Source organism: Shewanella chilikensis (genome assembly GCF_037953065.1).
Taxonomy (GTDB): domain Bacteria; phylum Pseudomonadota; class Gammaproteobacteria; order Enterobacterales; family Shewanellaceae; genus Shewanella; species Shewanella chilikensis.
The window spans coordinates 4224278-4248509 of the sequence record NZ_CP149966.1 but is presented as its reverse complement, the minus strand read 5'-3'; the positions used below and the strand labels follow the sequence as shown (position 1 = coordinate 4248509).

The window sequence follows — 24232 nt, the reverse complement described above, 5'->3', positions numbered from 1 at the left end:
TATGTTGGCGCTGGCATCCAAGAGTCAGCTGTCGCTGGCCAACTATTATCTACAGAAGATCCTCTTGTCCCATGTCTATGATGTGGCGCAGGTTACCCCGCTGTCGAGTCTGAACAAGCTGTCGGCCCGTTTGGGCTGCCAGGTGTTTCTCAAGCGCGAGGATATGCAACCGGTACACTCGTTCAAGCTGCGCGGCGCCTATAATCGTATCGCCGCCTTGAGCCCCGCTGAGTGCGAAAACGGAGTGGTATGTGCCTCGGCCGGTAATCATGCCCAGGGCGTTGCCATGTCGGCTTCGAGTCGCGGGGTCGACGCCGTGATAGTGATGCCTACTACCACCCCGGACATCAAGATAGATGCGGTGCGCCGCCTCGGCGGCAATGTGGTGCTTCATGGGCAGTCGTTCGATCAGGCCAATCAGTATGCCATGGCGTTGGCCCAGGATGAGGGGCGGGTGTTTATTCCCCCCTTCGATGATGAGGCGGTGATCGCCGGGCAGGGCACGGTTGCCCAGGAGATGCTGCAGCAGCAAAGAGATCTTGAAGTGGTGTTTGTGCCAGTGGGTGGCGGTGGCTTAATCGCCGGCATTGCTGCTTACTACAAAGCCGTAATGCCCGAGGTGAAGATCATCGGCGTCGAGCCGGAAGATGCCGCTTGTCTCAAGGCAGCGCTGGAAGCGGATGAACCTGTGACGCTGGAGCAGGTGGGGTTGTTTGCCGATGGGGTGGCGGTTAAGCGTATAGGTCAGGAGCCTTTTCGATTGGCGCGGGAATATGTCGATGAAGTGGTGACCGTCAGCTCGGATGAAATTTGCGCCGCGGTCAAGGATATCTTCGAAGATACCCGCGCCATTGCCGAACCGGCCGGTGCTTTGTCGTTGGCCGGGCTGAAAAAGTATGTCGGTGATAAGGGCAAGGGCGAGAAACTGGCGGCGATTCTCAGCGGGGCCAATGTCAATTTTCACAGCCTGAGATATGTGTCTGAGCGCTGCGAGCTGGGCGAGCACAAAGAGGCGGTGCTGGCAGTGACCATTCCGGAAAGGCCGGGCTCTTTCCTGCATTTTTGTGAGCTGCTGGAGCGGCGGGTGATGACTGAGTTCAACTACCGTTTCAGCGGGCGCGATCGCGCCGTGGTCTTTGCCGGGATCCGTCTTAGCGAAGGTATCAGCGAGCTGCAGGCGATTGTCTCCCGCCTGGAGAGTGCCGGTTTTGCGGTGCAGGATCTTTCTGCCGATGAGGCGGCCAAACTGCATGTGCGTTATATGGTGGGCGGCTTGCCACCCGAGCCTTTGGAAGAAAAACTGTTCAGCTTTGAATTCCCGGAGCATCCCGGAGCCTTGCTGCAGTTTCTCACGACGTTGAAGAGCAAGTGGAACATCAGTTTGTTTCATTATCGCAACCATGGCGCCGCCTTTGGGCGGGTGCTGGCCGGCTTTGAAGTGCCCAAGGCCGATGAAGCCGCCTTTGGCCAGTTTCTGGATGAGTTGGGGTTTGTCTGTCAGGACGAGACGGATAACCCCGCCTACCGGCTGTTTCTGGCGCGTCCAGGCCAGTGAGATCCTGAAAGGGAACAGGTCGACTGTCTTCGCCAAAAGCAGGGGCAGTCCGGCGGCCAGTTTTATGCTATGGTCTTGAGTTATTATTCTAATCCGTACCCTGAAACCTCTTGTAAGGAGAGCCAAGATGTTTGCTGCACCCTCGGTTAGCGCTTTTAACCCTCCCCGCCGGATCCTGATGGGCCCCGGCCCTTCGGATGTCTATCCTCAGGTATTGGCGGCGCAGTCGCGGCCGACGGTCGGGCATCTGGATCCTCTGTTTGTGGCCATGATGGATGAGCTCAAGAGTCTCATTCAATATGCGTTTCAAACCCGCAACGAGATGACTATAGCGGTTTCTGCCCCGGGCAGCGCCGGTATGGAGACCTGCTTCGTCAACCTGGTGGAGCCGGGCGAAAAGGTGATTGTCTGCCGTAACGGGGTGTTTGGCGACAGAATGCGCCAGAACGTCGAGCGGATTGGCGCCGAGGCGGTGATGCTGGATTTCGAATGGGGCACAGCGGTTGACCCAGAAGTGGTGGAAGCTGCGCTGAAGGCGCATCCCGATGCCGCCTTCCTGGCCTTTGTGCACGCCGAAACCTCCACCGGCGCACTTTCCGACGCCAAAACACTGTGCGCCCTGGCGCGTGAGCACGGCTGTCTGTCGATTGTCGATGCCGTAACTTCCCTCGGAGGCGTCGAGCTCAGAGTCGATGATTGGGGCATAGATGCCATCTATTCCGGCAGTCAGAAGTGCCTCTCCTGTGTGCCTGGTTTGTCCCCCGTGTCCTTCTCACCGGCCGCAGTGGCTAAACTCAAGGCGCGCAAGAGCCCGGTACAGAGCTGGTTCCTGGACCAGTCTCTGGTGATGGGGTATTGGAGCGGTGATGGTAAGCGCAGTTATCATCACACGGCGCCTGTTAATGCCCTGTACTCACTGCATGAAGCGCTGCGGTTACTGGCCGAAGAGGGGCTGGAAAATGCCTGGCAACGCCACCGGGATATGCACCTTTTGCTGCGTCAGGGGCTTGAGTCCATGGGGCTCGAATTTGTGGTGGCCGAGCAGAGCCGCTTGCCGCAACTCAACGCAGTTTATATCCCGCAAGGTGTCGATGATGGCGCCGTGAGAAAGCAGCTGTTGGATAACTATAATCTGGAGATAGGTGCCGGCCTCGGCGCCTTGGCCGGAAAGGCCTGGCGTATCGGCCTGATGGGTTACGGTGCCAGACGGGAAAATGTTGCCCTGTGCCTGCGGGCCTTGGCCGAAGTGCTTAACTGATCGCTCGCCTTTAGATAAGCGCCCCGTTCAATGACGGGGCGTTTTCGTTTTAGCTTTCGCTCATAGCCTTGGTGAACACAGGCTTTAGGCGGTGATAGCTGTGACTGCCGATATAGATAGCCAAGGCCGACAGCAGCCCCCCCAGCAGGGTCGAGGTCAATACATCGACACTCCAATGCATCCCCAGCAACATACGGCTCAGCCCCATCAGCAGTGCCCAGCAGATAAGCAGCGCCGGAAGCCAGAGATTGTTGTGTCTCAGCAGAAAGAAACTGCTGCACATAGTCAGGGTCACGGCAAAAATGGTATGGCCGGAGGGAAAGGAAAACCCAGTTTCTATCTGCCAGTGATGCTGGATCTGTGCCGAGATAGGCATATCCAGCGGTGATACCCCGGGAAGAACCTGCGCCAGCAGTTCCCTGCGGGCGTACTTGTCTATGCTGTAGAACTCCTTGATATCCAGATGCTGCTGGTGGGACAGCCATTCGATATAGGGCCGGGATTCGGCAAATACCAGCTTGAGCTGTTCATTGAGCAGCAAACACAGCACCAAGCCCAGCGAAGTGCAGAACATCATCTTCAGCCAGCTGCCCTTTGGCAGGATAAAAAAGCTGATGGCAAACACCAACAACACAGTGCTTACGCCCCAGGGCGCCGAACCGGACACGGTTAACCAGTACCAAAACTGAGCGGCGGCGCTATCGAGGTTAAGCCAAGGGAAGAGTGGCTCTGACAGGGAAAACAGCGCCAGCGGCAAGCTGAGCAGAAACAGCCAACAAATGGCCAGTGAGGTCAAAGGGACGGCTGCATACTTCATTAATACACCCTTATCGGAACGGACAAACCGCCATTGTGCCAGAGAAAGGAAGTGCAGCAAGTACTATTCAGTGTTTGGTTAAGCTGAGTGTCATGTTGCGCTAAACAGGGGCCGAAGTTGTTTTCTGCTACCTAGGCGTGGTGGCAATGAGGGCAACGATTGATGATACTGATTAAAAACGGCTACAGAGTACCCAGAGTTTCTGATATGGCATTGTCTTGATATAGCCAATGTGACTGAAAGTTGAGTATAAAAAAGCCCCTGCGAGAGGGGCTTTCCAAGAATTCAAATACCAAGTGGATTACTTGATTTTGGCTTCTTTGTAGATAACGTGCTGACGAACTACGGGATCAAACTTTTTGATCTCCATCTTTTCAGGCATGTTACGCTTGTTCTTGTCGGTAGTGTAGAAGTGACCAGTCTTGGCGCTTGAAACCAGCTTGATCTTCTCACGATTTCCTTTAGCTTTAGCCATTTTCTATTACACCTTCTCGCCACGGGCACGAAGTTCAGCAACAACGACTTCGATACCTTTCTTGTCGATAATGCGCATACCCTTGGTAGAAACGCGCAATTGTACGAAACGCTTTTCGTCTTCTAACCAGAAACGGTGGTTCTGCAGGTTAGGTAAAAAACGACGACGAGTTGCGTTTTTTGCGTGCGAACGGTTGTTACCAACCATTGGTCGCTTGCCAGTAACTTGGCATACTCTTGACATGTCAATCTTCTCCAAAAAACAATTTTAACGCTCGAGCATTAATGTGCCTCGTATGGCCGTCGCCCGAGGCACAAAGAGGGCGCATGTTATACAGGATAACTGAGGAAAGATCAAGCGATGGATCAAACTATCCATCCGCGTTCTGCGAAGGAAACTATCTCGCAATCCCCTACAACCATATGATCCAGAAGCGAAACATCTATGGTTGCGAGCGCACATTTCAACCGCTCAGTAATTCGCCTGTCAGCCTGGCTGGGCTCAGCCACGCCGGACGGGTGATTATGGCAAACTATGACCGCCGCGGCCTGTTTTTCCAGCACCAGTCTAACCACCTCTCGCGGATAGACGGATGCAGAGTCCAGGGTGCCATGGAATAATTCCACGAATTGGATTACTCGGTGCTGGCTGTCCAGCAACAGAATCGCAAACACCTCGGTGGCACGGTCTGCTAATTGTCTCATTAAATAGTCGCGAGTCAAATCCGGATTTGTCAAAACCGGCCCTCTTTGCAGCTTTTCCCGAGAAATTCGTCTCGAAAGTTCGGCGGCGGCCTGCAATTGGGTATATTTCACCGGCCCCATTCCCGGAATTCGGGCAACTTGATTCAGTGGTGCCACCAAGAGTTGCCGCAGTGAACCGAATGCCGCGAGCAAATCTCTGGCTAATTCAACCGCACTTTGCCCCGCCAGGCCGTTACGCAGCAAGACCGCCAGTAACTCGGCATCACTCAGGCTCTTGGCTCCCTGCTGCAGCAACTTTTCCCTTGGGCCCTCTCCTGTAGGCCAGTCTCTGATACCCATCCTTGGCTCCCGTCCCTGTGCCCTATACTTTGTTTCAATTATGGTCGAGATTTTTGAAGCTGCATCCTGCCAAGTCGGGGGAGCTTTGTGATATCTTAGCCGCCAATTACCATCAGTTGATTGTTTCTATGAGCCTGAAGCATAAAAAAATCCTCTTGGGGATTGGCGGTGGCATTGCCGCCTACAAGAGTGCTGATCTGGTGCGGCGCCTGCAGGACAGAGGTGCCGAAGTCAGAGTCGTCATGAGCCAGAGCGCCATGGAATTCATTACCCCGCTGACCTTGCAGGCGTTATCCGGCCATCCGGTAGCCTCAGATCTGCTGGATCCTGCGGCCGAGGCTGCCATGGGGCATATCGAATTGGCCCGTTGGGCCGATCTGGTTATCATTGCCCCCGCTACCGCCAACCTGTTGGCCCGCATTCGTGCCGGTATGGCCGATGAACTGATCACCACCACCTGCCTGGCAACGGCGGCTAAGGTGATGCTCTGCCCGGCGATGAACCAACAGATGTACCAAAACGTAGCGACTCAGGAGAACCTCAAGGTGCTGGCCGAGCGCGGTTATGGTATCTGGGGCCCGGATAGCGGCAGCCAAGCCTGTGGTGAAATCGGCCCGGGGCGTATGCTGGAACCCAATGATATCGCTCAGCGAGCCGCCGCTTGTTTTGAGCCACAGCTGTTGGCCGGCCAAAAGCTGCTGCTCACCGCCGGACCGACCCGTGAAGCGATAGATCCTGTGCGTTATATCTCCAACCACAGCTCTGGCAAGATGGGGTTTGCACTGGCCACTGCGGCGGCGCAGATGGGCGCCGAAGTGACTCTGGTCAGCGGCCCGGTTAATTTAGCTACCCCGGCAGGGGTGACCCGAGTCGATGTGCAATCGGCCAAAGAGATGCTCGATGCCGTGATGCAAAGGGTGGAACAGCAGGATATTTTTATTGGCTGCGCCGCAGTGGCAGACTATCGTGTCGCCGATGTCGCCGAAGCCAAAATAAAAAAATCTTCCGAAACCATGGCATTGGCACTGGTGCGTAACCCGGATATTCTGGCCACGGTCGCCAGCCATTCTATCCGGCCCTTTACCGTGGGTTTTGCGGCAGAAACCCATGAAGTGGAGACCTACGCGCGTGACAAGCTCAAGCGCAAGAAACTCGATATGATTGCCGCCAACGATGTGTCTGTTCCGGGTCAGGGTTTCAACGCCGACCGGAATGCCCTGAAAGTATTTTCTGCAACAGGTTGTGATGAACTGCCGGCCACCGACAAGTTGAGCCTGGCCAAACAGTTGCTGATCCTGATAGCGAAGCATAAAAACCACTCATGAAAACACCCATAGAACTGAAAATTCTCGACTCGCGTATTGGCAGTGAATTTCCGCTGCCAAGCTATGCGACCCCAGGCAGTGCCGGCATGGATCTACGCGCCATGCTGGACACCAGCATCACCATAGCCCCGGGTGAAACTGTATTGATCCCGACCGGAATTGCGGTTCATGTGGCCGACCCTTCTCTGGCGGCGGTGATTTTGCCCCGCTCGGGTCTGGGCCACAAAAACGGCATAGTACTCGGCAACCTGGTCGGCCTTATCGACTCTGACTATCAGGGCCCGCTGATGGTTTCCTGCTGGAACCGCAGCCAGACACCTTTCACCCTGGAGATAGGTGACCGCTTGGCCCAATTGGTGTTTGTGCCCGTCGTTCAAGCCCAGTTCAAACTGGTGGATGAATTTGACACCTCGGACAGAGGCGAAGGTGGCTTCGGTCACTCAGGCACTCAATAATTCCTGCCACTGACAGAGCGAAACATGGCTGTAAAAGAAAAAATCAATCGTCGTGAACACATACTCCAATCCCTTGCCAGAATGCTGGAAACCAATCCGGGGCAAAGGATTACCACCGCCAAGCTGGCCTCGGAAGTTGGCGTGTCGGAAGCGGCGCTTTATCGCCACTTTCCCAGTAAGGCGCGGATGTTTGAAGGCCTGATTGAGTTTATTGAAGACTCTCTGCTGTCACGCATCAACCTCATCATGGATGAGGAGAAAGATACCATGAAACGCTGCCAACAGGCACTGCAGCTGTTATTGGTGTTTGCCGAGCGCAACCCAGGGATCTCCCGGGTACTGAGCGGTGATGCCCTGCTGGGCGAAAATGAGCGTCTCAGAGAGAGGATCAACCTGTTGTTTGCCAAGTTGGAAACCCATCTGAAGCAGATCCTGCGGGAAAAATCCCTGCGAGAAGGGCAAAAATTCGCCCTGGATGAAGCCATTCTGGCAAACCTGCTGTTGGCCGTGGCCGAAGGCCGTATTGCCCAGTTTGTTCGCAGTGAATTCAAGCTCAAGCCAACGGCTCACTTCGAGGAGCAGTGGCAGTTTATTCAAAGCCAGTTATTGCAGAGCTGAACGCCCTGTTTTTCGGGATCAAGGACGGTAAAAACCGTCCTTTTTTTATGGATTTAGCCTTGTCCAAACCCAAGCATTTAATTAACATTGAAAAAACATAGGTTACTTATAATAAACACAAGGATGTAAAATGAAATTCCAACCTTTGTTGACCGGTATATTATTGCTGGCCCCCGCACTCGCACTGGCCCTGAGTAATCAAACGCCCACGCCGGCAGAAATTTTCAGCCAGGGGGCGCAATACACCAATGTGAAAATTTCCCCCTCCGGTGACTATCTCAGCGTGATCATGAATCACGAAGGAAAAGATAAGCTACTGATCCTGAATACTGAAGACCTCAGTGCCAAGCATATTGTTTACTTCCCGGGCAATGCCCAAGTGGGCAGTTACACCTGGGTCAACGATGAACGTGTCGTGGTCGCCAAGGAATACCTCAAGGGCTGGGATGATCGCCCGCTCTACTATGGTGAATTGATGGCGGTGAATGCCGACGGCTCCAAGGTTGCTTATCTGTTCGGTTACAATTCGGGCCAGCAACAAACCGGTTCCCACTTGAAGAAAAACACCGCCATCCAGGCCACTGCCTATGTGCTCGATCCCTTGCCGGATGATGACCGTTACATGTTGGTTAATGCCATCCCCTGGAACGGCGGTCGCAGCCTGGATTATGAACAGTTACAGGATGTCTATCGGGTTGATGTCTACCGCGGCACTCGCAAGAAAATTACCCGCTCTCCCATAGGAATGGCCAGCTTCATGACAGATGATGACGGTGAGGTGCGCTTTGTGGCCGGTCAGGACAGAAGCAACAACACCCGTATTTTCTACCGTAATGACGGTGAATGGATTGACACCGACAAGCTGAATATCGGCCTGAAGGACTTTACCCCAATCTCCTTCACCGAAGACCCTAACAGCGTCTATGCCGCCGCCTCCCAGGCCGATGAGCCCAAGGCCGTGTATCGGGTCAACCTGAAAACCGGTGAAAAGAAGATGATGGTCAATGACGCCAGAGTCGAGCCGGACAACTTCTGGATCAACGGCCAAAACAAACAGCTCTACGCGGTGGAGTTTGCCAACGGTTACCCAACCTACGCCTTTGTTGATCCGGAAGATCAGCATGCAGTGTATCTGAAGCAGCTGCTGGCCAGTCTGCCGGGGCATCAGGTTCGCATCATCAGCGAGACCCGTAACGCCGACAAGATGATCATTCTGGCCTTCAACGACCGCAACCCGGGTGATTACTATCTGTTTGATACTAAAACGGTCAAACTCAGACATCTGCTGCGTACCATGGAAAGCATAGATCCGGCCAAAATGGCTGAAGTGAAACCCATGGATATCAAGGTGCGTGACGGCATGACGATTCAGGCTTATCTGACCTTGCCTCCCGGCAAAGATCCCAAGCAGTTGCCTTTGGTGGTCAACCCGCACGGCGGCCCACACTATGTCAGGGACAGCTGGGGCTTTGATCCTCAAAACCAGATGCTGGCCAATCAGGGCATAGCCGTACTGCAGGTTAACTTCCGCGGTTCGGGTGGTTATGGCGAAGCCTTCCAGCAAGCGGGCTACCGCAAGTGGGGCAGTGAAATTCAGTACGACATCATAGACGCCACCCGCCATTTGATAGATCAAGGCATAGTGGACAAGCAGCGCATCTGTATCGTCGGCGGCAGTTTTGGCGGCTACAGCGCGCTGCAAAGCTCGGTCATGGAGCCGGATCTGTTCAAGTGCGCCATCGGCTTTGCCGGGGTGTACGATCTGGAAATGATGTTTAAAGAAGGTGATGTGCAGGCACGTGACTCGGGCACCAGCTACCTGCGAACTGTGCTTGGTCAGGATCAAGCCGTGCTGCGCGCTATGTCGCCCACTCGCAACGTCGACAAGCTCAAGGCCAACCTGCTGCTTGTGCACGGTGGCAATGATGAGCGCGCCCCCATAGAGCAGTTTGAAGCCCTGGAAGATGCGCTCAAGAAGCATAACTACCCCTACCAGAAAATCATCATGGATGATGAGGGCCACGGTTTCTACGATGAAAGCCACAGAGCCATCTACTATCAGAAAATGCTTAACTTCCTGAAGCAGAATCTGGGCGTTTAAGTTTAACTGCCGTAAACCAAGCCGCTCTCCAGAGAGCGGCTTTTTTCGTGCTATGGGGCTTTTCTGGTATGAATTTACAGCAAATAGCGGTATCCTCCGCTTCCCGCAGATAAATGTGAAAAGCGTCACACAGCTTGCGCGGACAGTAACAAACGGAAGGCGCTTGCTTGGCGTCTATCCGCCGGAGGAAAACAATGGCATTGAGTGAAGCAGCTTTGATGGTTCAGACCGCGCTCCTGGAGCGAGGACTCGAGACCCCCATGGTACCCTGTGGCTTATCGGCCGAGGAGCGCAAGGAAAAAATAGAGGCCCATATGAAGGCCATTTTGACCTTGATGTCGCTGGATCTGAGCGACGATAGCCTGATGGATACGCCGAAACGTATCGCCAAGATGTATGTCGACGAAATTTTCTCCGGCCTCGACTATGCCAACTTCCCCAAGATCACTGTTATCGACAACAAGATGGGCTTCGATGAAATGGTGCGGGTGCAGGATATCAGCCTCACCAGCACCTGTGAGCACCATCTGGTGACCATAGACGGCACGGCCACTGTGGCCTATCTGCCGCGAAAGAAGATCATCGGCCTGTCGAAGATCAATCGCATAGTGCGTTTCTTTGCCCAGCGGCCACAGGTGCAGGAGCGCCTGACCCAGCAAGTACTGGTCGCGTTGCAGACCCTGCTGGAAACCAAAGATGTGGCGGTAAAAATGGATGCGGTGCATTACTGCGTTAAATCCCGCGGTGTGATGGACTCCACCAGCTCCACCACCACTACGGCTCTTGGCGGCGTGTTCAAGTCCAACCCGGCCACCCGCGCCGAGTTTCTGCATCAGGCCAAATAGCCTCTCCGTAATAAAAAAACGCTGCCAAGGCAGCGTTTTTTGTTGGACTGTACAGAAAGTTACTCAAGCTTCTTTAAGAGCTGAGATTCTATCCTGGACGGCATTAAATACCGTACTGTTCACGATAGGCGCTAACGGCGGCCAACTCCTGCTCCATCCCCGGTTTCTCGGCCAAGTAGGCAATCAAATCGGCCAGCTTGATGATGGCCACTATCTGGCAACCAAAGTCGCGCTCCACTTCCTGAATGGCAGACAGTTCGCCCTTGCCCTTCTCCTGACGGTCGAGGGCAATCAATACCCCGGCCAGAGTCGCGCCATTGGCCTGAATGATCTCCATGGACTCGCGAATAGCGGTACCTGCGGTGATCACATCATCCACCAACATCACCTTACCCTTGAGCTCGCTGCCAACCAGATTGCCGCCTTCGCCGTGGTCTTTCTTCTCTTTACGGTTAAAACAGTAAGGAATATCCAGATCATGGTGTTCGGCCAAGGCTACAGCTGTGGTTGTGGCGATGGGGATCCCCTTGTAGGCCGGGCCAAACAGGAGATCGTAGTCGATACCGGCATCCACCAGCGCAGCAGCATAAAAACGGCCCAGGCGGGCCAGATCCCGCCCTGTGTTAAACAGACCGGCATTGAAGAAGTATGGGCTCTTGCGGCCGGACTTCAGGGTAAACTCACCGAATCTCAACACCTGACGCTCAAGGGCAAATTCAATAAACTCGCGCTGATAGGCTTTCACGATCTCTCCTCTTGTGATTATGGGTAAGCCCTTAAGGCTCACGGGTACGAAAAAGTACTCTCTGGAGTACGAAAAAAAGGACCCTCATGGGGTCCTTAAAAAAACTTAACTCAATGCAGCCTTCTGCACATCGATAATCTCACGAATGCCATGCTTGGCCAGCTCCAGCAGACTCAGCAACTCTTCATGGCTGAACGGCTCGCCTTCGGCGGTGCCCTGGATCTCGATGATCTTGCCGGTTTCTGTCATCACCACGTTCATATCGGTTTCGGCGGCGCTGTCTTCGATATATTCCAGGTCACAGATAGGCTCACCTTCAAAAATCCCCACGCTCACGGCGGCGATCAGGAATTTGAGCGGATTAGCCTTGAGAATCCCCTTGGCACGAGCCCAATTAAGCGCATCCACCAGAGCCACACAGGCACCAGTGATGGCTGCGGTGCGGGTACCGCCGTCGGCTTGAATCACATCACAGTCGATCACTATGGTGTTTTCACCCAGCAGCTTCATATCCACAGCGGCGCGTAAAGCACGGCCGATGAGGCGCTGAATTTCCTGGGTACGACCAGACTGCTTGCCCCGGGCCGCTTCACGATCCATACGGCTATGGGTAGAACGGGGCAACATGCCATATTCTGCCGTCACCCAACCTTGGCCCTGGCCTTTGAGAAATCTCGGCACCCCTTCGGTAAAACTGGCGGTACAGAGTACTTTGGTATCGCCGAACTCGACCAGCACAGAACCTTCCGCATGGGCGGTAAACTGGCGAGTGATTGAAATGGGGCGGGTTTGAGCCGGAGTTCTGTTGCTGGGACGCATAGTGAATTCCTGTATTTTGTCGTCTGGACTGAATTGGCTGCATATTATAGGGCCTTGCGGCGCTTGACGCCATGACGGATCTGTATCGAACCGACAAAGTGTATACACTTCACTTTAACCCCGGGGGCAAGCTGTCTATAATCCTCTGCTACACCCGTCTTCAAGCAACTGGAATATCTGATGATCCACAGCATGACCGCCTACGCCCGTATCGAGCATAAAGCCGACTGGGGCACAGCCTCCTGGGAAATCCGCTCAGTCAACCAGAGATATCTGGAAACCTATCTGCGCCTGCCGGAACAGTTCCGCAGCCTGGAGCCTGTGCTGCGAGACAGACTGCGCAAGCGTCTCAATCGCGGTAAGGTAGAAGTCAACCTGCGCTACGAGCTGAGCGATCAACAAGGTACCCAGCTGAATATGAATCAGGATTTGGCCCTGCAACTGTTGCAGGCCGCCAACTGGGTAAAACAGCAAGCCGGCCAAGGTGAGCTCAACCCGGTGGATATTCTGCGCTGGCCAGGGGTCATGTCCTCATCCGAGCAAGACATGGATGCCATTGCCGCCGAACTGCTCAAAGCCTTCGACGGCGCCGTCGATCAGTTTATCGAAGCCCGCGGCCGTGAAGGCAGCGCCATCAAAGAGATGCTGCTGACCCGCCTGGATGCCGTTGAAGCCCAGATCGCCATCGTCCGCGAGCACATGCCCAAGGTCATGGAATGGCAAAGGGAAAAACTCAGTAACCGCCTGGCCGAAATCCAGGGCGAACTGGACCCGGCCAGATTGGAACAGGAAATGGTATTGCTGGCCCAAAAACAGGACGTGGCCGAAGAGATGGACCGCCTTGAAGCCCACGTGGCCGAAGCCCGCCGGATCCTCAACAAGGGTGGCAGCGAAGGCCGCAGACTGGACTTCATGATGCAAGAGTTCAACCGCGAATCCAACACCCTGGCCTCCAAGTCAATCAGCAGCGAAATCACCGCCGCCGCAGTCGAGCTTAAAGTGCTGATTGAACAGATGAGAGAGCAGATCCAGAACGTGGAATAGAATCCACCAGCGCCAAATATTGAAATTAACCAATTGTTTTTAATGAACTATAAATTAAACTCCGTCTATTAGCGTCCAATAGTACCCACCAACTTCCACAGCCAAGCGGTGGGTAAATTGGTGGGCAAATAGAACTTAACAGGATAGTGAGATGGTGGGTAAAATGATGAACAGTCAACTTCACCCACCACGGCTGATACAGTGCAAAGGGAGGTCGCCACAATGGGCTCACTGACGGTAAAGGAAATTGAAACAAAACTGAGGCAATCAGCTATTGGCCGGCATGCTGATGGCGATGGGCTCTATCTGGTGATCCCCAAGTCGGGTGACCCATACTGGATGCTGAGATACAGTTATGCAGGCAAACGCAAGGAAATGACGCTCGCCAAGTATAGCGATCTCAAACTTGCTGATGCTCGCCTGAAAGCTGCAGAGCAGATGAAGCAAGTACGATTAGGTAGTGACCCGATACAGGTAAAGCGCCAAGCTGCCCAGACCAGAGTCGACACTGTGCAGGACCTGTTTGATGATTGGTACTCAGGGTTAGAAAAGCGCCTTAAACACCCCGAGATCCCACTCAGGATATTCTCAAAGGACATCGCGCCTAAAATCGGAAAAATCCCACTCAATGATGTAACACCCATTGATATCAGAGATATTCTGAGAAAGATTACCGAAAGTGGTCGTCCAACCATTGCCAACGATGCGCTGATGTACTGCAAACAGCTTTTTAATCACGGCATCAAACTTGGCTTAATTGCCTTCAATCCGGCCAGCGCCTTTTCGGTAACCGATGCTGGTGGTATTGAAAAAAGTAAGGATCGAACCTTAACCATTGGAGAATTAAAGCAATTCTTTAAAGTTGCTCGTGAAAATAACAACAGCTTCAGCCGTGATAACTATCTCGCCTGTGCATTATTAGTCACACTCGGTGTTAGAAAGTCTGAATTAGTTGAAGCTAAGTGGGAAGAATTTGACCTACAAAGAAAAATTTGGAGTTTGCCCAAAGAGCGTAGTAAATCAGGCATGGGGATCGATATTCCCTTACCCCAAATAGTTCTAACCTGGATACAAGAATTGGAAGTCCGGGCTTGCGGTTCTGAGTATGTTTTTCCCTGCAGGCGTTCAAGTAAAAATCCATACATGGGTAAAGACACCTTAAACAGAGCGATTACCAAGCTCTTCGGGCATGAAGCTGGCAAAAAGACACAACCACCAAACCTAATGGGAGAAATCCCGCACTTCACCGTACATGATCTCAGACGCACCTGCCGTAGCTTGCTAGCGAGACAAGGCACTTCCGGGGATGTGGCCGAACGTTGTCTAAATCACAAACTCAAAGGTGTTGAGGGTATCTACAACCGTCACGATTATCTGGAAGAGAGGCGAGAGGCAATAGAGAAACTCTCAGAAACCATTGCTAGATTAGTAAATTTATCGCCAACATTCGGCAAACGTTAAGAGAGGCACGTACAAGCGACAAAGTGAAGCGCCACCAGCTCAGCTATAATAGCTCCCTCCTGAATTAATGAGCATGCCTGAATTTCCCCGATGTTGTCCTTGTTTTTAGTGATATTCACAAACGCTACTCGTTTTTTAGTAGTCTTATGTCGTTATAATTGCCTCACTATCTTACTGAGTGAAAATGCATGTCTATTCCCGAACAAGGTCAACTAGCTAAGCTAAGACACAGAATCTGGGCAGTTGAAGCTGTGTATCAGACAATATCGCAAACAGGTACGCCAATTCACAGAGTCTCACTTGAATGTTTGAGTGACGATTCGCTTGGAGAGAATATCCAAGTAATATGGGAACGAGAAATCACCCCAACCATCATTCAGACAACGTCACTTCCATCTTTAGTGGACCACGATCAGCCGGAGACTTTTGATGCTTTCATAAGAGCTCTTAGATGGGGTTCAAGCTCGCTGGCTGTTGGCGATATACTTCAGGCGCCGTTTCGTGGCGGCGTGCAGATGGAGGAGTACCAGATTGCTCCTGTTATCCGCGCAACCAAGATGCCCAGGGTTCGACTTTTGCTGGCAGATGATGTGGGTCTGGGTAAAACCATTGAAGCAGGCTTAGTCACTCAAGAACTGATCCATAGCCATCGAGCAAGTCGCGTACTCATCGTTTGTCCAGCGCACTTAAGAATTAAGTGGGTTGATGAGATGGCTGAAAAATTCGGTCTCGAGTTCAAGATCATCGATCGAGATTCCGTTCTAAAAATGCGGAAGGAGTACGGGCCTAGCATTAATCCTTGGGCCAGCTTTCCTCGCCTTGTAACATCAATTGATTATCTCAAAACAGAGCACCCTCGCCGTTTGTTTGATGAATTTACTCGGCGAAGATTGGACGAAAGCCCTAACAACAGGCCTTGGGATTTGCTAATCCTCGACGAGGCTCATAACGCTGCACCATCAGGCAAAAAGCAATATGTTCGAGACTCTGAGCGCACCTCGTTGTTGCGTTCAATATCAGAACAATTCGAACACAAGATGTTTCTCACCGCTACGCCCCATAATGGCTATCGTGAAAGTTTTACAGGCCTGCTGGAAATTCTGGACAATCTCCGTTTTTCTCGTGGCACTGACCTTGATAAGACACAGCTCTCAGCTGTTACTATTCGGCGACTGAAAGAAGACATCACTAACCCGGATGGCTCACAGCGTTTTCCAAAGCGTGTAGTCATGCCTAGAGATGAAATTACAGACCCACAGCTGTATGTCACGCTAGGCTATGAAGAGCAACGTCTCTTTAATCTTCTAAATACTTACACTGAAAGCCGATTGACCTCTGTAGAAAAGCGTTCTGAACGTCCTCTCCAGTTCATCTTAACACTGCTGAAAAAACGTGCCTTATCCTCACCATTGGCGCTACGCGAGAGCCTTATCGTACACACAGAAAATGCTGGCATTAAAGGTGAGCTTGGCATTGGAGAATCATTGTTTAACAGCTTCGAGCAAAAAGAGTCGGAAGATTGGAGTGATGATGAAGATAAAGAGGACAACCTAGAGGCAGCCACAAGTGTAGCCTCCAAGCTGATTTCTGAGCTGTCTGCAGATGAGAAGGAAATGCTGCAACGTATGTTTGAAATTGTAGATATGCAGGTTTCGCATATCTCGATTAAAGAAGACAGTAAAGCGGCGGCGCTAATCGGGTGGATCAATAGAAATCTTCGCGATGGAGATCAATGGAATGGTGAGCGTGTCATCATCTTCACAGAATACAAACATACGCTAAATTATCTGGAACGGATTCTGGAAAAACATGGATTCCTGGATGCTACCAGAACCATCGTTGGCGGCATGAAAGACTCTGAACGACAATTTATCAACGATGAATTCCAGTCGCCAAACAACGAAACCAACGTCCGCATCTTGCTCGCTACGGATGCGGCCTCCGAAGGTGCGGACTTCCAAAAGCACTGCCGAAATTTAATTCATTATGAAATCCCCTGGAACCCGATCCGCCTAGAACAGCGTAACGGCCGTGTAGACCGTCACGGACAAAAAGCAGACGAAGTGCGTATTCATCACTTTGTGTTTAAAAACCAGGAGGACTCCCAGTTTCTTAAACACATTGTCGATAAAGTTGAAAATATAAGAAATGATCTAGGTAGCGTTGGCGCTTTAATAGCCGATAATGTAAGAAAGAAGGCACTGGGACAAGCTGTTAACCTTGCTGCAATTAATGACGACGCTCGCAGACGACTTGCACAAGAAGAAATGGCGCTAGAAGCCCGGGAGAATGAAAACGTCACGCAAATGGTAGAGGCTTTGAACCGAGCTCGCTGTGCACTAGATATTTCAACAAGCAATCAACTCAACCTGCTATACCAAGCTTTGAGCCTGGAAGGCTGTAATGAAGCAATCACAGACTTGGGTGATGATGAGTTTTCACTAACGCACGTGCCAACAGCTTGGACCGAATGTAAAGCCTACATCAGTACAGACTTTCCGCAAAAGCGTCTTTCATTTAATCGAGACAAAGCACGTGAAGATGATGCAGTGGCCATTGTTCACCTCGATCACCCACTCATGCGACGGGCGATTTCCACCTTTCGCGTACAGATGTGGGGAGCGCAATCATCAAAAAACCAGCTAAATCGCATAAGCATCACAGAATCATCTGAGATTACTGCACCAGCCGTCATCGCATGGGGGCGTTTGGTATTGCTGGGTCCAGAACATAATCGACTTCACGAAGGATTGGTTCGCTGTTCGCTCTTCATTCAGGGAGGCGCTCTGGTCCCGCAAGCAGTTGTTCGACCGGATGACGGGATTCATTTCAAAGGTCATCTAGAGAGCGTAAAGGAACTTATTGAACCGTTCATTGAAGCCATAGCTCAACAGCTGTCGAACACGGCAAAAGAAGAAGCTAAAGCATTAATCGCCAATCTAAATGAGCGTGGCGAGGTGGCCCGTAAACATGCACAAAGCCTGTCGACAGAACGAATTATGGCCATTCGCAAGGCTATCAAAGATTGGCACAAACGCTCTTTGGACATGCAGTTACAATTTGTGTTTGACGACGAAGAGCAAGACCAGAGAGAGCAGGATTTAATTGCTCTTCAATACAGACTTGAACAGCTTGAACAAGAACGAGAGGCAGAGCCCAAACGCCTACGAAATTTATATAAAGTCACAGATCAAAGAATGTATCCGGTTGCACTGGAAGTAATTTTGCCGAAGGGGAGTTACTGATGGCAATCAATAAACGTATAGCAAATCGGCAGCACCGCTGGCTTTCCAGTGTTGAAATTACCGGCGTCGTATTAAGCGAACCCGTTCTCGCTGATGCGGGCAACTTCCGCTCGCTCGACAAGGCAGAAATTGCCGCATTCAGAAAGCAGCGGGAAATCTGGAGTCTGCCCAAGGGCATGGTGGAAGGAAATGGCCAGCTCGCCTGGATTAACTTTATCCTCGAAGACTTTCTCGGCCTAAAAGACAAAGACTATTGGCAATTGGGTGCAGCCATTCCAGCCGACAGTGTGGTCAACCTGCGCGCGCAGCAAGAAGTTTTGCGCCCCACACGCATATTAATCGATGAAGGCAATGCCGTAATGCTCGTGCTTGAAGTACCGCGTGAGCAGTCATTGGATAAGCCTTGGCTACAAGATAGAGGGCGCTGGAAAGCATCACCCACCACTAAGTTTGAACGTTTGCTACGCGAAACAGGAATTGAACTCGGCTTACTCACTAACGGCGAAACCTGGCGCCTGGTCGTGGCGTCTCCCTCAGAAACCACCTCATGGATGACCTGGACCGTTCAAACTTGGAACGACGATCCGATTACACTGGCGGCGTTTAAGGATCTATTAGGTGAATCCCGTTTCTTTGCCGGGCCCCGCAATCAAGTCATTCTTGAGCTGATTAAACAAAGCCGCCAGCGCCAGTTGGATGTGGCCGATCAGCTAGGTAATCAAGTACGCGAAGCCCTGCAAATTTTGGTGCATGAGCTGGATAGAGCTAATGTGGAGGTCGACAGCCAATATCTGAAGGGTTACAGCGACGCTGAAGTATTTGAGTCCAGCGTCGCCTTTATCATGCGCTTGTTATTTACCCTATATGCCGAAGAAAACGGTTTGCTGCCGCACGGTAATGTCATCTACGACCGCTCTTATGGCGTACTGCACCTGCTCACCGAGCTTGAGGAAACCCGCCGCCTGGCGCCGGAAAAACTGAAATATTCCTATGCCGCCTATGCACGCCTGTTAGCAAGTGCGCGGCTGTTACACGATGGCAGCGTGGACCCGGATATTCGCATTGCCGCTCATGGTGGCCAACTGTTTGATCCTGACCGCTACCCGTTGCTGGACGGCCGAGCCAAGAATGGCGAATGGCCAACAGAAGTGCCCGAGCCGCCCAAGGTCAGAGACGCTGTCATTCGCGATATTCTCCGCAGCCTGAAATATGCCAAAGCCGATGGTGCGCGTCAGTTGGTGAGCTATCGCACACTGGCGGTTGAACAAATTGGCCATATGTATGAAGGCTTGCTGGATCGCCGCGTGGCCAGAGCGCCAACCAACCAAACGCTCCTCATGTTACAAGGGGGCAGCAAAATCAAAGAGCCTGAGCCAATTTCGGCTCATGAGTTTTCGGGGCTCGACCAGAAGGCGTTAATCAAGGCCATTAGCAAGCACACCAGCAAAACAGCAGGCACCATCAAAAAGGTATTGGAGCGAAACGAAGAGCGACAAACTCTGGTGAACCTCGGCACCGATGATGCCGAGCTACTGGAGCAGGCAAAGCCCGTCGAACGCTTTCTGCAACCCTTGGGCATAGTGCGTCCCGGTGGCCTATATGTCACCCACGGGCAAGACCGTCGTTCAAGCGGCGCTCACTACACACCGTCAACCCTAACCGAGCCGGTGGTACGCCGCACGCTAGAACATCAGGTTTATGTGAATGTAGAAGGCAAACCGGGTTTATTGGTTGAACCAAGGTTAATCAAAACCCCGAAGGAGATTCTGGCCCTTAAGGTATGCGACCCGGCCATGGGCTCCGGTGCATTTTTGGTACAGGCCACCCGTTATCTGGCTGAGCGGCTTGTGGATGCCTGGGAGCGCATAGCGGCAGAACAGCCTGACAGCATTTTAACCATGCCCTTTGGTACACGGTCTCAAGGTAAAACCAGCGAAAACCTGATGCCAGAATCCCGCGAGGAGCGGATAGTATTTGCCCGCCGTTATGTGGCTGAGTATTGTATCTACGGTGTTGACACCAACAAGCTTGCGGTTGAAATGGCCAAGCTATCGCTTTGGTTAACAACGTTATCCAATGATCGCCCTTTTACCTTTTTAGATCACTCACTTAAACATGGAAACTCATTGGTTGGCCTTACTCCGGCGCAGATTAACGAGTTTACTTGGAAGCCTGTCAGCAACGACTTCGACCCACTGTTTACAAACCAGACAGATCGGGAAGTGGAAGAAGCAGAGAAACACCGCGAAGCAATTCACAACATTATCGATCACGACTTTGTCAGCAAAGAAAAAGAAAACCGCATCGCCGAAGAAGCCCTAGCCAGTATTCGCATGAAGGCGACCTTAGCGATTGCTGCTTTTTTTGACGGCGCCAACACTAAACAGCGTGAAGCCAAATTAATTGAGTATAGCTACTGGTTGGAGCGCTTGGGGAAGGATGAAAAGGCGCCAGTCGAAATAGATAAGATTGTTCGCGGGCTGACTTCTGAAGTTAGATCCATTATCCCTTTCTGCTGGGAGATAGAGTTTCCTGAAATTTTTCGCCAGGACAAAGCCGGTTTCGATGCCATTATTGCCAATCCTCCATGGGGTGATTTAGGCACTAAGTATCTTAAGGAACTATGGAGTTTAGATTGCTCTCATTTCTTGGGGAGAATCACTGACTTATTTCATTTATTCATAATCAAATCAGCATTCCGGATTCTAAAAAAAACAGGGGCTGCAGGATTCATTTTGCCGGATGTAGCGCTGTACCAAACCTATGGCGCAGACCTAAGAAAGGGCTTGTTAGAAAAATTCTCTTCGATTGAAGTGTGCGACGTTGAAGACGGGATTTTCAGAGGTGTAACACGACCTTGTTGTATTGCTGTGTTTAAACATAGAGATCCGAGCAGAAAACTTGTACGAGTATTTTCAGGTCTAACTCGCGAAAACATAGGTATACCGGACAGCTCAATTCAGGCAACTTTTTCTGCTGAGGACTTGCTAAACCTACCAAACAATCTAATACCAACAAAGAACGTTGAAGACATAGCATTCACAACACGACTGCTAAGCAAAGTGAATCCGTTGGAGAATCTATTCGATGACGATGGAATCCAGCGTGGCGCAAGTGCCGACAAGAAGGAAGCTTTTCTTCCAACCGAAGAAGATACATCGACATATTCAATAGAGATAGAATATCTTAAGCCCGTGCTTGACAGCGGATCACTAATTTCTCCTTTCCAGATAGGGAGTTCAGATAAGCAGTTGATTTATACCGAGCGAGGCTTTGATGCAGAAAAAGCTCCCGGAATTGCAAACTTTATAAAATCTCATGCTGAAAAGATTACTTGCAAAGAAGTTGCTCAAGGAAAACATTCAATATTTGAGCTCCACAGAAGCAGAAACAAAAGAATATTTGAAAAAGAGAGCAAGATTGTTGGCGTCATAACCTCGGATCGACCTCGGTTAGCCGTGGACGAATTTCGAAGATATGCGCTAGATGGTGTGTATTTGTTTTCTACAATCGAAGGGGTTAGCCCGTATTTTGTAGCAGGTGTTTTGAATTCTGATTATTTCTTAAAGATCTATAGAGCGCTAGCTCAAGAAGAAGGACGTGTTATGGCTCAGGTAAAACCAACCGTACTTGCAAAAATGCCGGTACCAAATCCTTTAGTTTTGACGGGAGAAGGTCAAGAAATTGCATCCAACATTGAAGCCAATACACGAATGCTTCATCAGAGTCCAGGTGATGCCACTGCTCTAATGTCTCGGAATGAAGACCTGGTTGAAGCCCTGTACTCTTATCTACTTAATAGCTAGTAAGGACTTCAAGCTTTCTAAGCAAATCAAAATGCTCAGCAATTCGCTCACTGGGTTGCCCCTGTGCCCGAACGCCCATTTCCATATTGCGATCCAGCGCATACATGGTGAGGTTGGCAGAGGTCACCAAAGCATCGTGCCGGTCGGCGACCAGCACCTTGGCGTGTAGCTTGAGGTGCTTATCGTCAGCAGGGATTTTCCACGTGAGCAGTTTGGGCAGGGCAACCCCTTTGGGCCACAAGGCGATCAGGGTATCTCGGTTGTTTTTGCCGTAGCCCTTTTCGCCCTCATCCAGCGCCATGGTGACCTTTACGCCACGGGCGACAGCATGGGCCATCAACTCGATGATGTCGTTAATAATGCCCTCGTAATCTTCCTTGCCCGCTAGCCAATAGCCCACCACCAACAGTTCTGACTGAGCAGCAGAGATAATATCCTGCACCACTTGGCGCGTAGCACGCAGGTATGAGCCTTCCACTTTTGGCCCGGTCCAGACCACTTCGGTTTGCGTGGCTTCGCCTTCGGTTAACAGCACTGCCCCTTTCAGCGCGGCCAGCTGCAGGGCAAAGGCGGAGTTCGTGAGTACTGAAAACTCACTGCTCCAAATGGTAATCACATTTGCAAGTGCGCTTTGTACCGCACCACGCCCGGCGGCGAGTTTGGCAATGGTGGCGGAGCCCGACTGTGAGCTTAGCGCACCGCTCTCCACCCCTAAAAGCACTTCAGCAAAAGCACCAGCATTCATCAACTGGCGCACCGCCTGTGCCAAAGCACAGGCAGATTTATCCCTGTTAGCAGACATGGCAACTCCCTGTTATTTGAAGTAAGCCATATCGCTGTATGCCATGGTAGGCACCAGGAAATTGCGATCCAAAAAGCGGTTAAACGCTTCGCAGGAAGTCTCCGGTGCCAGAACGCAGGCGTGGCAAGCAGCACCGTTAATGGTGGCATGCACATCGGGTTGGTGGTCCGCACACAGTGGGTCGGATGAACAGCGTTTAGCGTTTTCCAATGCGTTGTGTATCAGATTCGGGAAACGCTCTTTAGTGCCAAGATCTACCAGGCCACCCAAGCTGCCTTCGGAATCCGCGCTGGCGGTGTACAACAAAATACCCGCCATTTTGCGCTCAGGATCGGTACTGCTGTAAATACGCTCACGCACAGACGATTCAGAATAACCGCAATCCAACGCCAATTGGCGCATCAGCACATGGGCCAGACTGTGCAACAACACATAACGCGCACCGGGAAAGTCATCGGCATCCACACCGCGCTCAGCGGCCCATTCTTTGTATTTCTGTTCGATGGCGGCGGCGCGCCTTTGTACGGCAGGCTCCGCCTCCCAAGCGTTTAAAGCCTCTTCTTTAAGCTCTAAGAAGATACCTTCACCGCGTACCTCGACGGCTGGCAACCAGTCCTGACGCTCTTTATAGATGGGCGCACGCGAAGCCCCCATGCCGTCGTCATCCATTCCGGACGCATAATCGATGCGGGTAAAGCTGGTAAGTGCGCGTACTTCCAAAAGCTTGCGGGCCAGAACAATACGTTCAACTTTATCAGCGAGGAAGTCGGGCACTTCACCAGCCTCAAGAAAAAAGTCGGACTGATCGCCTTGGTTGCTGCCTTCAATATCGCGGAAGGCGTTCCACTCCGGCAGGCGCAAATCAATCTCATCGGTTTCTATTTCACCGCGCTCTTTCAACAAGGTTTGCCAAATATCTTCGGCTTTGAACTCTGCCAGCGCAGGGAACATTTCCAACTCCAGCAGTGTTTGCAGTTTTTCCGGCGAGTCGATCTTTTCTACCTGGTGCTGGGGGCACTTCTTCAGTGCCTGGCCGATCGGGCTGGCCGCCTCTTTAATCGATAAGGCACTGCGCACCAAGGGGAACCAGCCGTTTGTGGCACCGCGTTGAATGGCCCTAAGATCATCAGAGTGCTTACATTCTTTGTCAAAATTTGACTTTCCCAACCAAGGCCTTTTACGAGAACATTCGCCGAGTGCAGCCAAACGCTTTTGCTTCTCTCCAAAGGCATCACTAACACTTCTCTTCTTTCCACAAGTGCAATAAATCCAAATATCGGACACCGACCCCGTCGTACCCGAGTAAACCAAACGCATTCGTTTTTTGCAGTTGGTGTCGGCATCACGGTGTACATAGGCGCGCCAAGGGAAGTCATCAATATGTCCGCCCGGGCAAGCCACTACAAAAGGTGCTGGAATGGTGGGTGCACGGAACTTGCCCCGGCCTTTGCAGTTGGGTGCCTTGCACTCCATTTCCTGAGTTTTTTCGTTGTATTCAACCAGCCCTTCGCCTGGCTCAGAGAGCGTTGCACATTCGGGGTGCGTACAGACCTGATAGCGCGGAAACAGAAAGGTCGGGACGGTGCCACGCTTGGTGAAGTAGTTACCACTTGCCGGCTCTGCCGAAAAGAAACGCTTTACCTTTAACGCACGCTGCAGCCGAGGCTCATGAATAGCTAAGTCTTCATCCAGATGCCAACCGTCAATACCGGCTACGATGACTGAGAGTGTTTGTAGATCGACAATCGCACCGGGGCCAAACGTGGTGATTACCTGACTGGGACGAACGTCGCCAATTGCTCTTTTACTCGACATTCG

General features: G+C 51.8%; 19 protein-coding genes. 11 read left to right on the top strand and 8 right to left on the bottom strand.

The window, feature by feature from the left end:
• Nucleotide 1: 1 nt before the first annotated feature.
• Nucleotides 2-1555, top strand: coding sequence for a threonine ammonia-lyase, biosynthetic (gene ilvA, locus WKR14_RS19045; protein ID WP_335921719.1), 1554 nt, complete (start codon nucleotides 2-4; stop codon nucleotides 1553-1555).
• 127 nt (nucleotides 1556-1682) lie between these two features.
• The gene (locus WKR14_RS19040) at nucleotides 1683-2813 is read left to right on the top strand and encodes a pyridoxal-phosphate-dependent aminotransferase family protein (RefSeq protein ID WP_045283242.1); all 1131 of its coding nucleotides are present in this window, start codon (nucleotides 1683-1685) and stop codon (nucleotides 2811-2813) included.
• Between the two features lie 49 nt (nucleotides 2814-2862).
• Here the strand turns inward: WKR14_RS19040 and WKR14_RS19035 are convergent, their stop codons facing one another.
• The 4 genes from WKR14_RS19035 to radC form a co-directional block, all read right to left on the bottom strand.
• A complete protein-coding gene (locus WKR14_RS19035; protein ID WP_101056444.1) occupies nucleotides 2863-3630 on the bottom strand; it encodes a phosphatase PAP2 family protein in 768 nt (255 codons plus the stop codon).
• 301 nt (nucleotides 3631-3931) lie between these two features.
• Nucleotides 3932-4105: a 50S ribosomal protein L33 gene (rpmG, locus tag WKR14_RS19030; protein WP_025010872.1), complete on the bottom strand. Its 174-nt coding sequence runs from the start codon at nucleotides 4103-4105 to the stop codon at nucleotides 3932-3934.
• Between the two features lie 6 nt (nucleotides 4106-4111).
• Nucleotides 4112-4348: a 50S ribosomal protein L28 gene (rpmB, locus tag WKR14_RS19025; RefSeq protein ID WP_028769274.1), complete on the bottom strand. Its 237-nt coding sequence runs from the start codon at nucleotides 4346-4348 to the stop codon at nucleotides 4112-4114.
• Between the two features lie 122 nt (nucleotides 4349-4470).
• Nucleotides 4471-5148 (bottom strand): RadC family protein, encoded by a 678-nt coding sequence (gene radC / locus WKR14_RS19020; RefSeq protein WP_039035359.1) that lies wholly within the window; start codon nucleotides 5146-5148, stop codon nucleotides 4471-4473.
• A gap of 128 nt (nucleotides 5149-5276) precedes the next feature.
• Here radC and coaBC point away from each other — a divergent pair, with 128 nt between their 5' ends.
• From coaBC to folE, 5 genes are all read left to right on the top strand, one after another.
• Complete coding sequence (coaBC, locus tag WKR14_RS19015) at nucleotides 5277-6473, top strand: bifunctional phosphopantothenoylcysteine decarboxylase/phosphopantothenate--cysteine ligase CoaBC (RefSeq protein WP_165566087.1); 1197 nt, start codon at nucleotides 5277-5279, stop codon at nucleotides 6471-6473.
• Nucleotides 6470-6928, top strand: coding sequence for a dUTP diphosphatase (gene dut, locus WKR14_RS19010; protein WP_025888140.1), 459 nt, complete (start codon nucleotides 6470-6472; stop codon nucleotides 6926-6928). Before coaBC ends, dut begins: the two co-directional genes overlap by 4 nt.
• A 24-nt stretch (nucleotides 6929-6952) precedes the next feature.
• The gene (gene slmA / locus WKR14_RS19005; RefSeq protein ID WP_025010868.1) at nucleotides 6953-7546 is read left to right on the top strand and encodes a nucleoid occlusion factor SlmA; all 594 of its coding nucleotides are present in this window, start codon (nucleotides 6953-6955) and stop codon (nucleotides 7544-7546) included.
• A 130-nt stretch (nucleotides 7547-7676) separates the two neighbouring features.
• Nucleotides 7677-9647: a S9 family peptidase gene (locus tag WKR14_RS19000; RefSeq protein ID WP_335921718.1), complete on the top strand. Its 1971-nt coding sequence runs from the start codon at nucleotides 7677-7679 to the stop codon at nucleotides 9645-9647.
• 194 nt (nucleotides 9648-9841) lie between these two features.
• On the top strand, nucleotides 9842-10492 hold the full coding sequence (gene folE, locus WKR14_RS18995) for a GTP cyclohydrolase I FolE (protein WP_025010867.1): 651 nt from the start codon (nucleotides 9842-9844) through the stop codon (nucleotides 10490-10492).
• Nucleotides 10493-10595: 103 nt separating this feature from the next.
• Here folE and pyrE read toward each other — a convergent pair whose 3' ends face one another.
• Nucleotides 10596-11237, bottom strand: coding sequence for an orotate phosphoribosyltransferase (gene pyrE, locus WKR14_RS18990; RefSeq protein WP_025010866.1), 642 nt, complete (start codon nucleotides 11235-11237; stop codon nucleotides 10596-10598).
• Nucleotides 11238-11342: 105 nt separating this feature from the next.
• Nucleotides 11343-12056, bottom strand: a complete 714-nt coding sequence (rph, locus tag WKR14_RS18985; RefSeq protein WP_025010865.1) for a ribonuclease PH — start codon at nucleotides 12054-12056, stop codon at nucleotides 11343-11345.
• Between the two features lie 180 nt (nucleotides 12057-12236).
• Here rph and WKR14_RS18980 point away from each other — a divergent pair, with 180 nt between their 5' ends.
• From WKR14_RS18980 to WKR14_RS18965, 4 genes are all read left to right on the top strand, one after another.
• Complete coding sequence (locus WKR14_RS18980) at nucleotides 12237-13100, top strand: YicC/YloC family endoribonuclease (protein ID WP_101056442.1); 864 nt, start codon at nucleotides 12237-12239, stop codon at nucleotides 13098-13100.
• 222 nt (nucleotides 13101-13322) lie between these two features.
• Entirely contained in the window at nucleotides 13323-14561 is a 1239-nt protein-coding gene (locus tag WKR14_RS18975) for a tyrosine-type recombinase/integrase (RefSeq protein WP_339087098.1), read from the top strand.
• Between the two features lie 188 nt (nucleotides 14562-14749).
• A complete protein-coding gene (gene drmD, locus WKR14_RS18970) occupies nucleotides 14750-17806 on the top strand; it encodes a DISARM system SNF2-like helicase DrmD (RefSeq protein WP_339087097.1) in 3057 nt (1018 codons plus the stop codon).
• Nucleotides 17806-21612: an Eco57I restriction-modification methylase domain-containing protein gene (locus WKR14_RS18965; RefSeq protein ID WP_339087096.1), complete on the top strand. Its 3807-nt coding sequence runs from the start codon at nucleotides 17806-17808 to the stop codon at nucleotides 21610-21612. Before drmD ends, WKR14_RS18965 begins: the two co-directional genes overlap by 1 nt.
• On the opposite strand, the gene drmC is transcribed toward WKR14_RS18965, so the two are convergent.
• Both drmC and WKR14_RS18955 read right to left on the bottom strand, forming a co-directional pair.
• Entirely contained in the window at nucleotides 21602-22414 is an 813-nt protein-coding gene (drmC, locus tag WKR14_RS18960; RefSeq protein ID WP_339087095.1) for a DISARM system phospholipase D-like protein DrmC, read from the bottom strand. The two genes, WKR14_RS18965 and drmC, sit on opposite strands and share 11 nt — an antisense overlap.
• Nucleotides 22415-22426: 12 nt before the next feature.
• Nucleotides 22427-24229, bottom strand: a complete 1803-nt coding sequence (locus WKR14_RS18955; protein ID WP_339087094.1) for a DUF1998 domain-containing protein — start codon at nucleotides 24227-24229, stop codon at nucleotides 22427-22429.
• Between the last annotated feature and the right edge of the window lie 3 nt (nucleotides 24230-24232).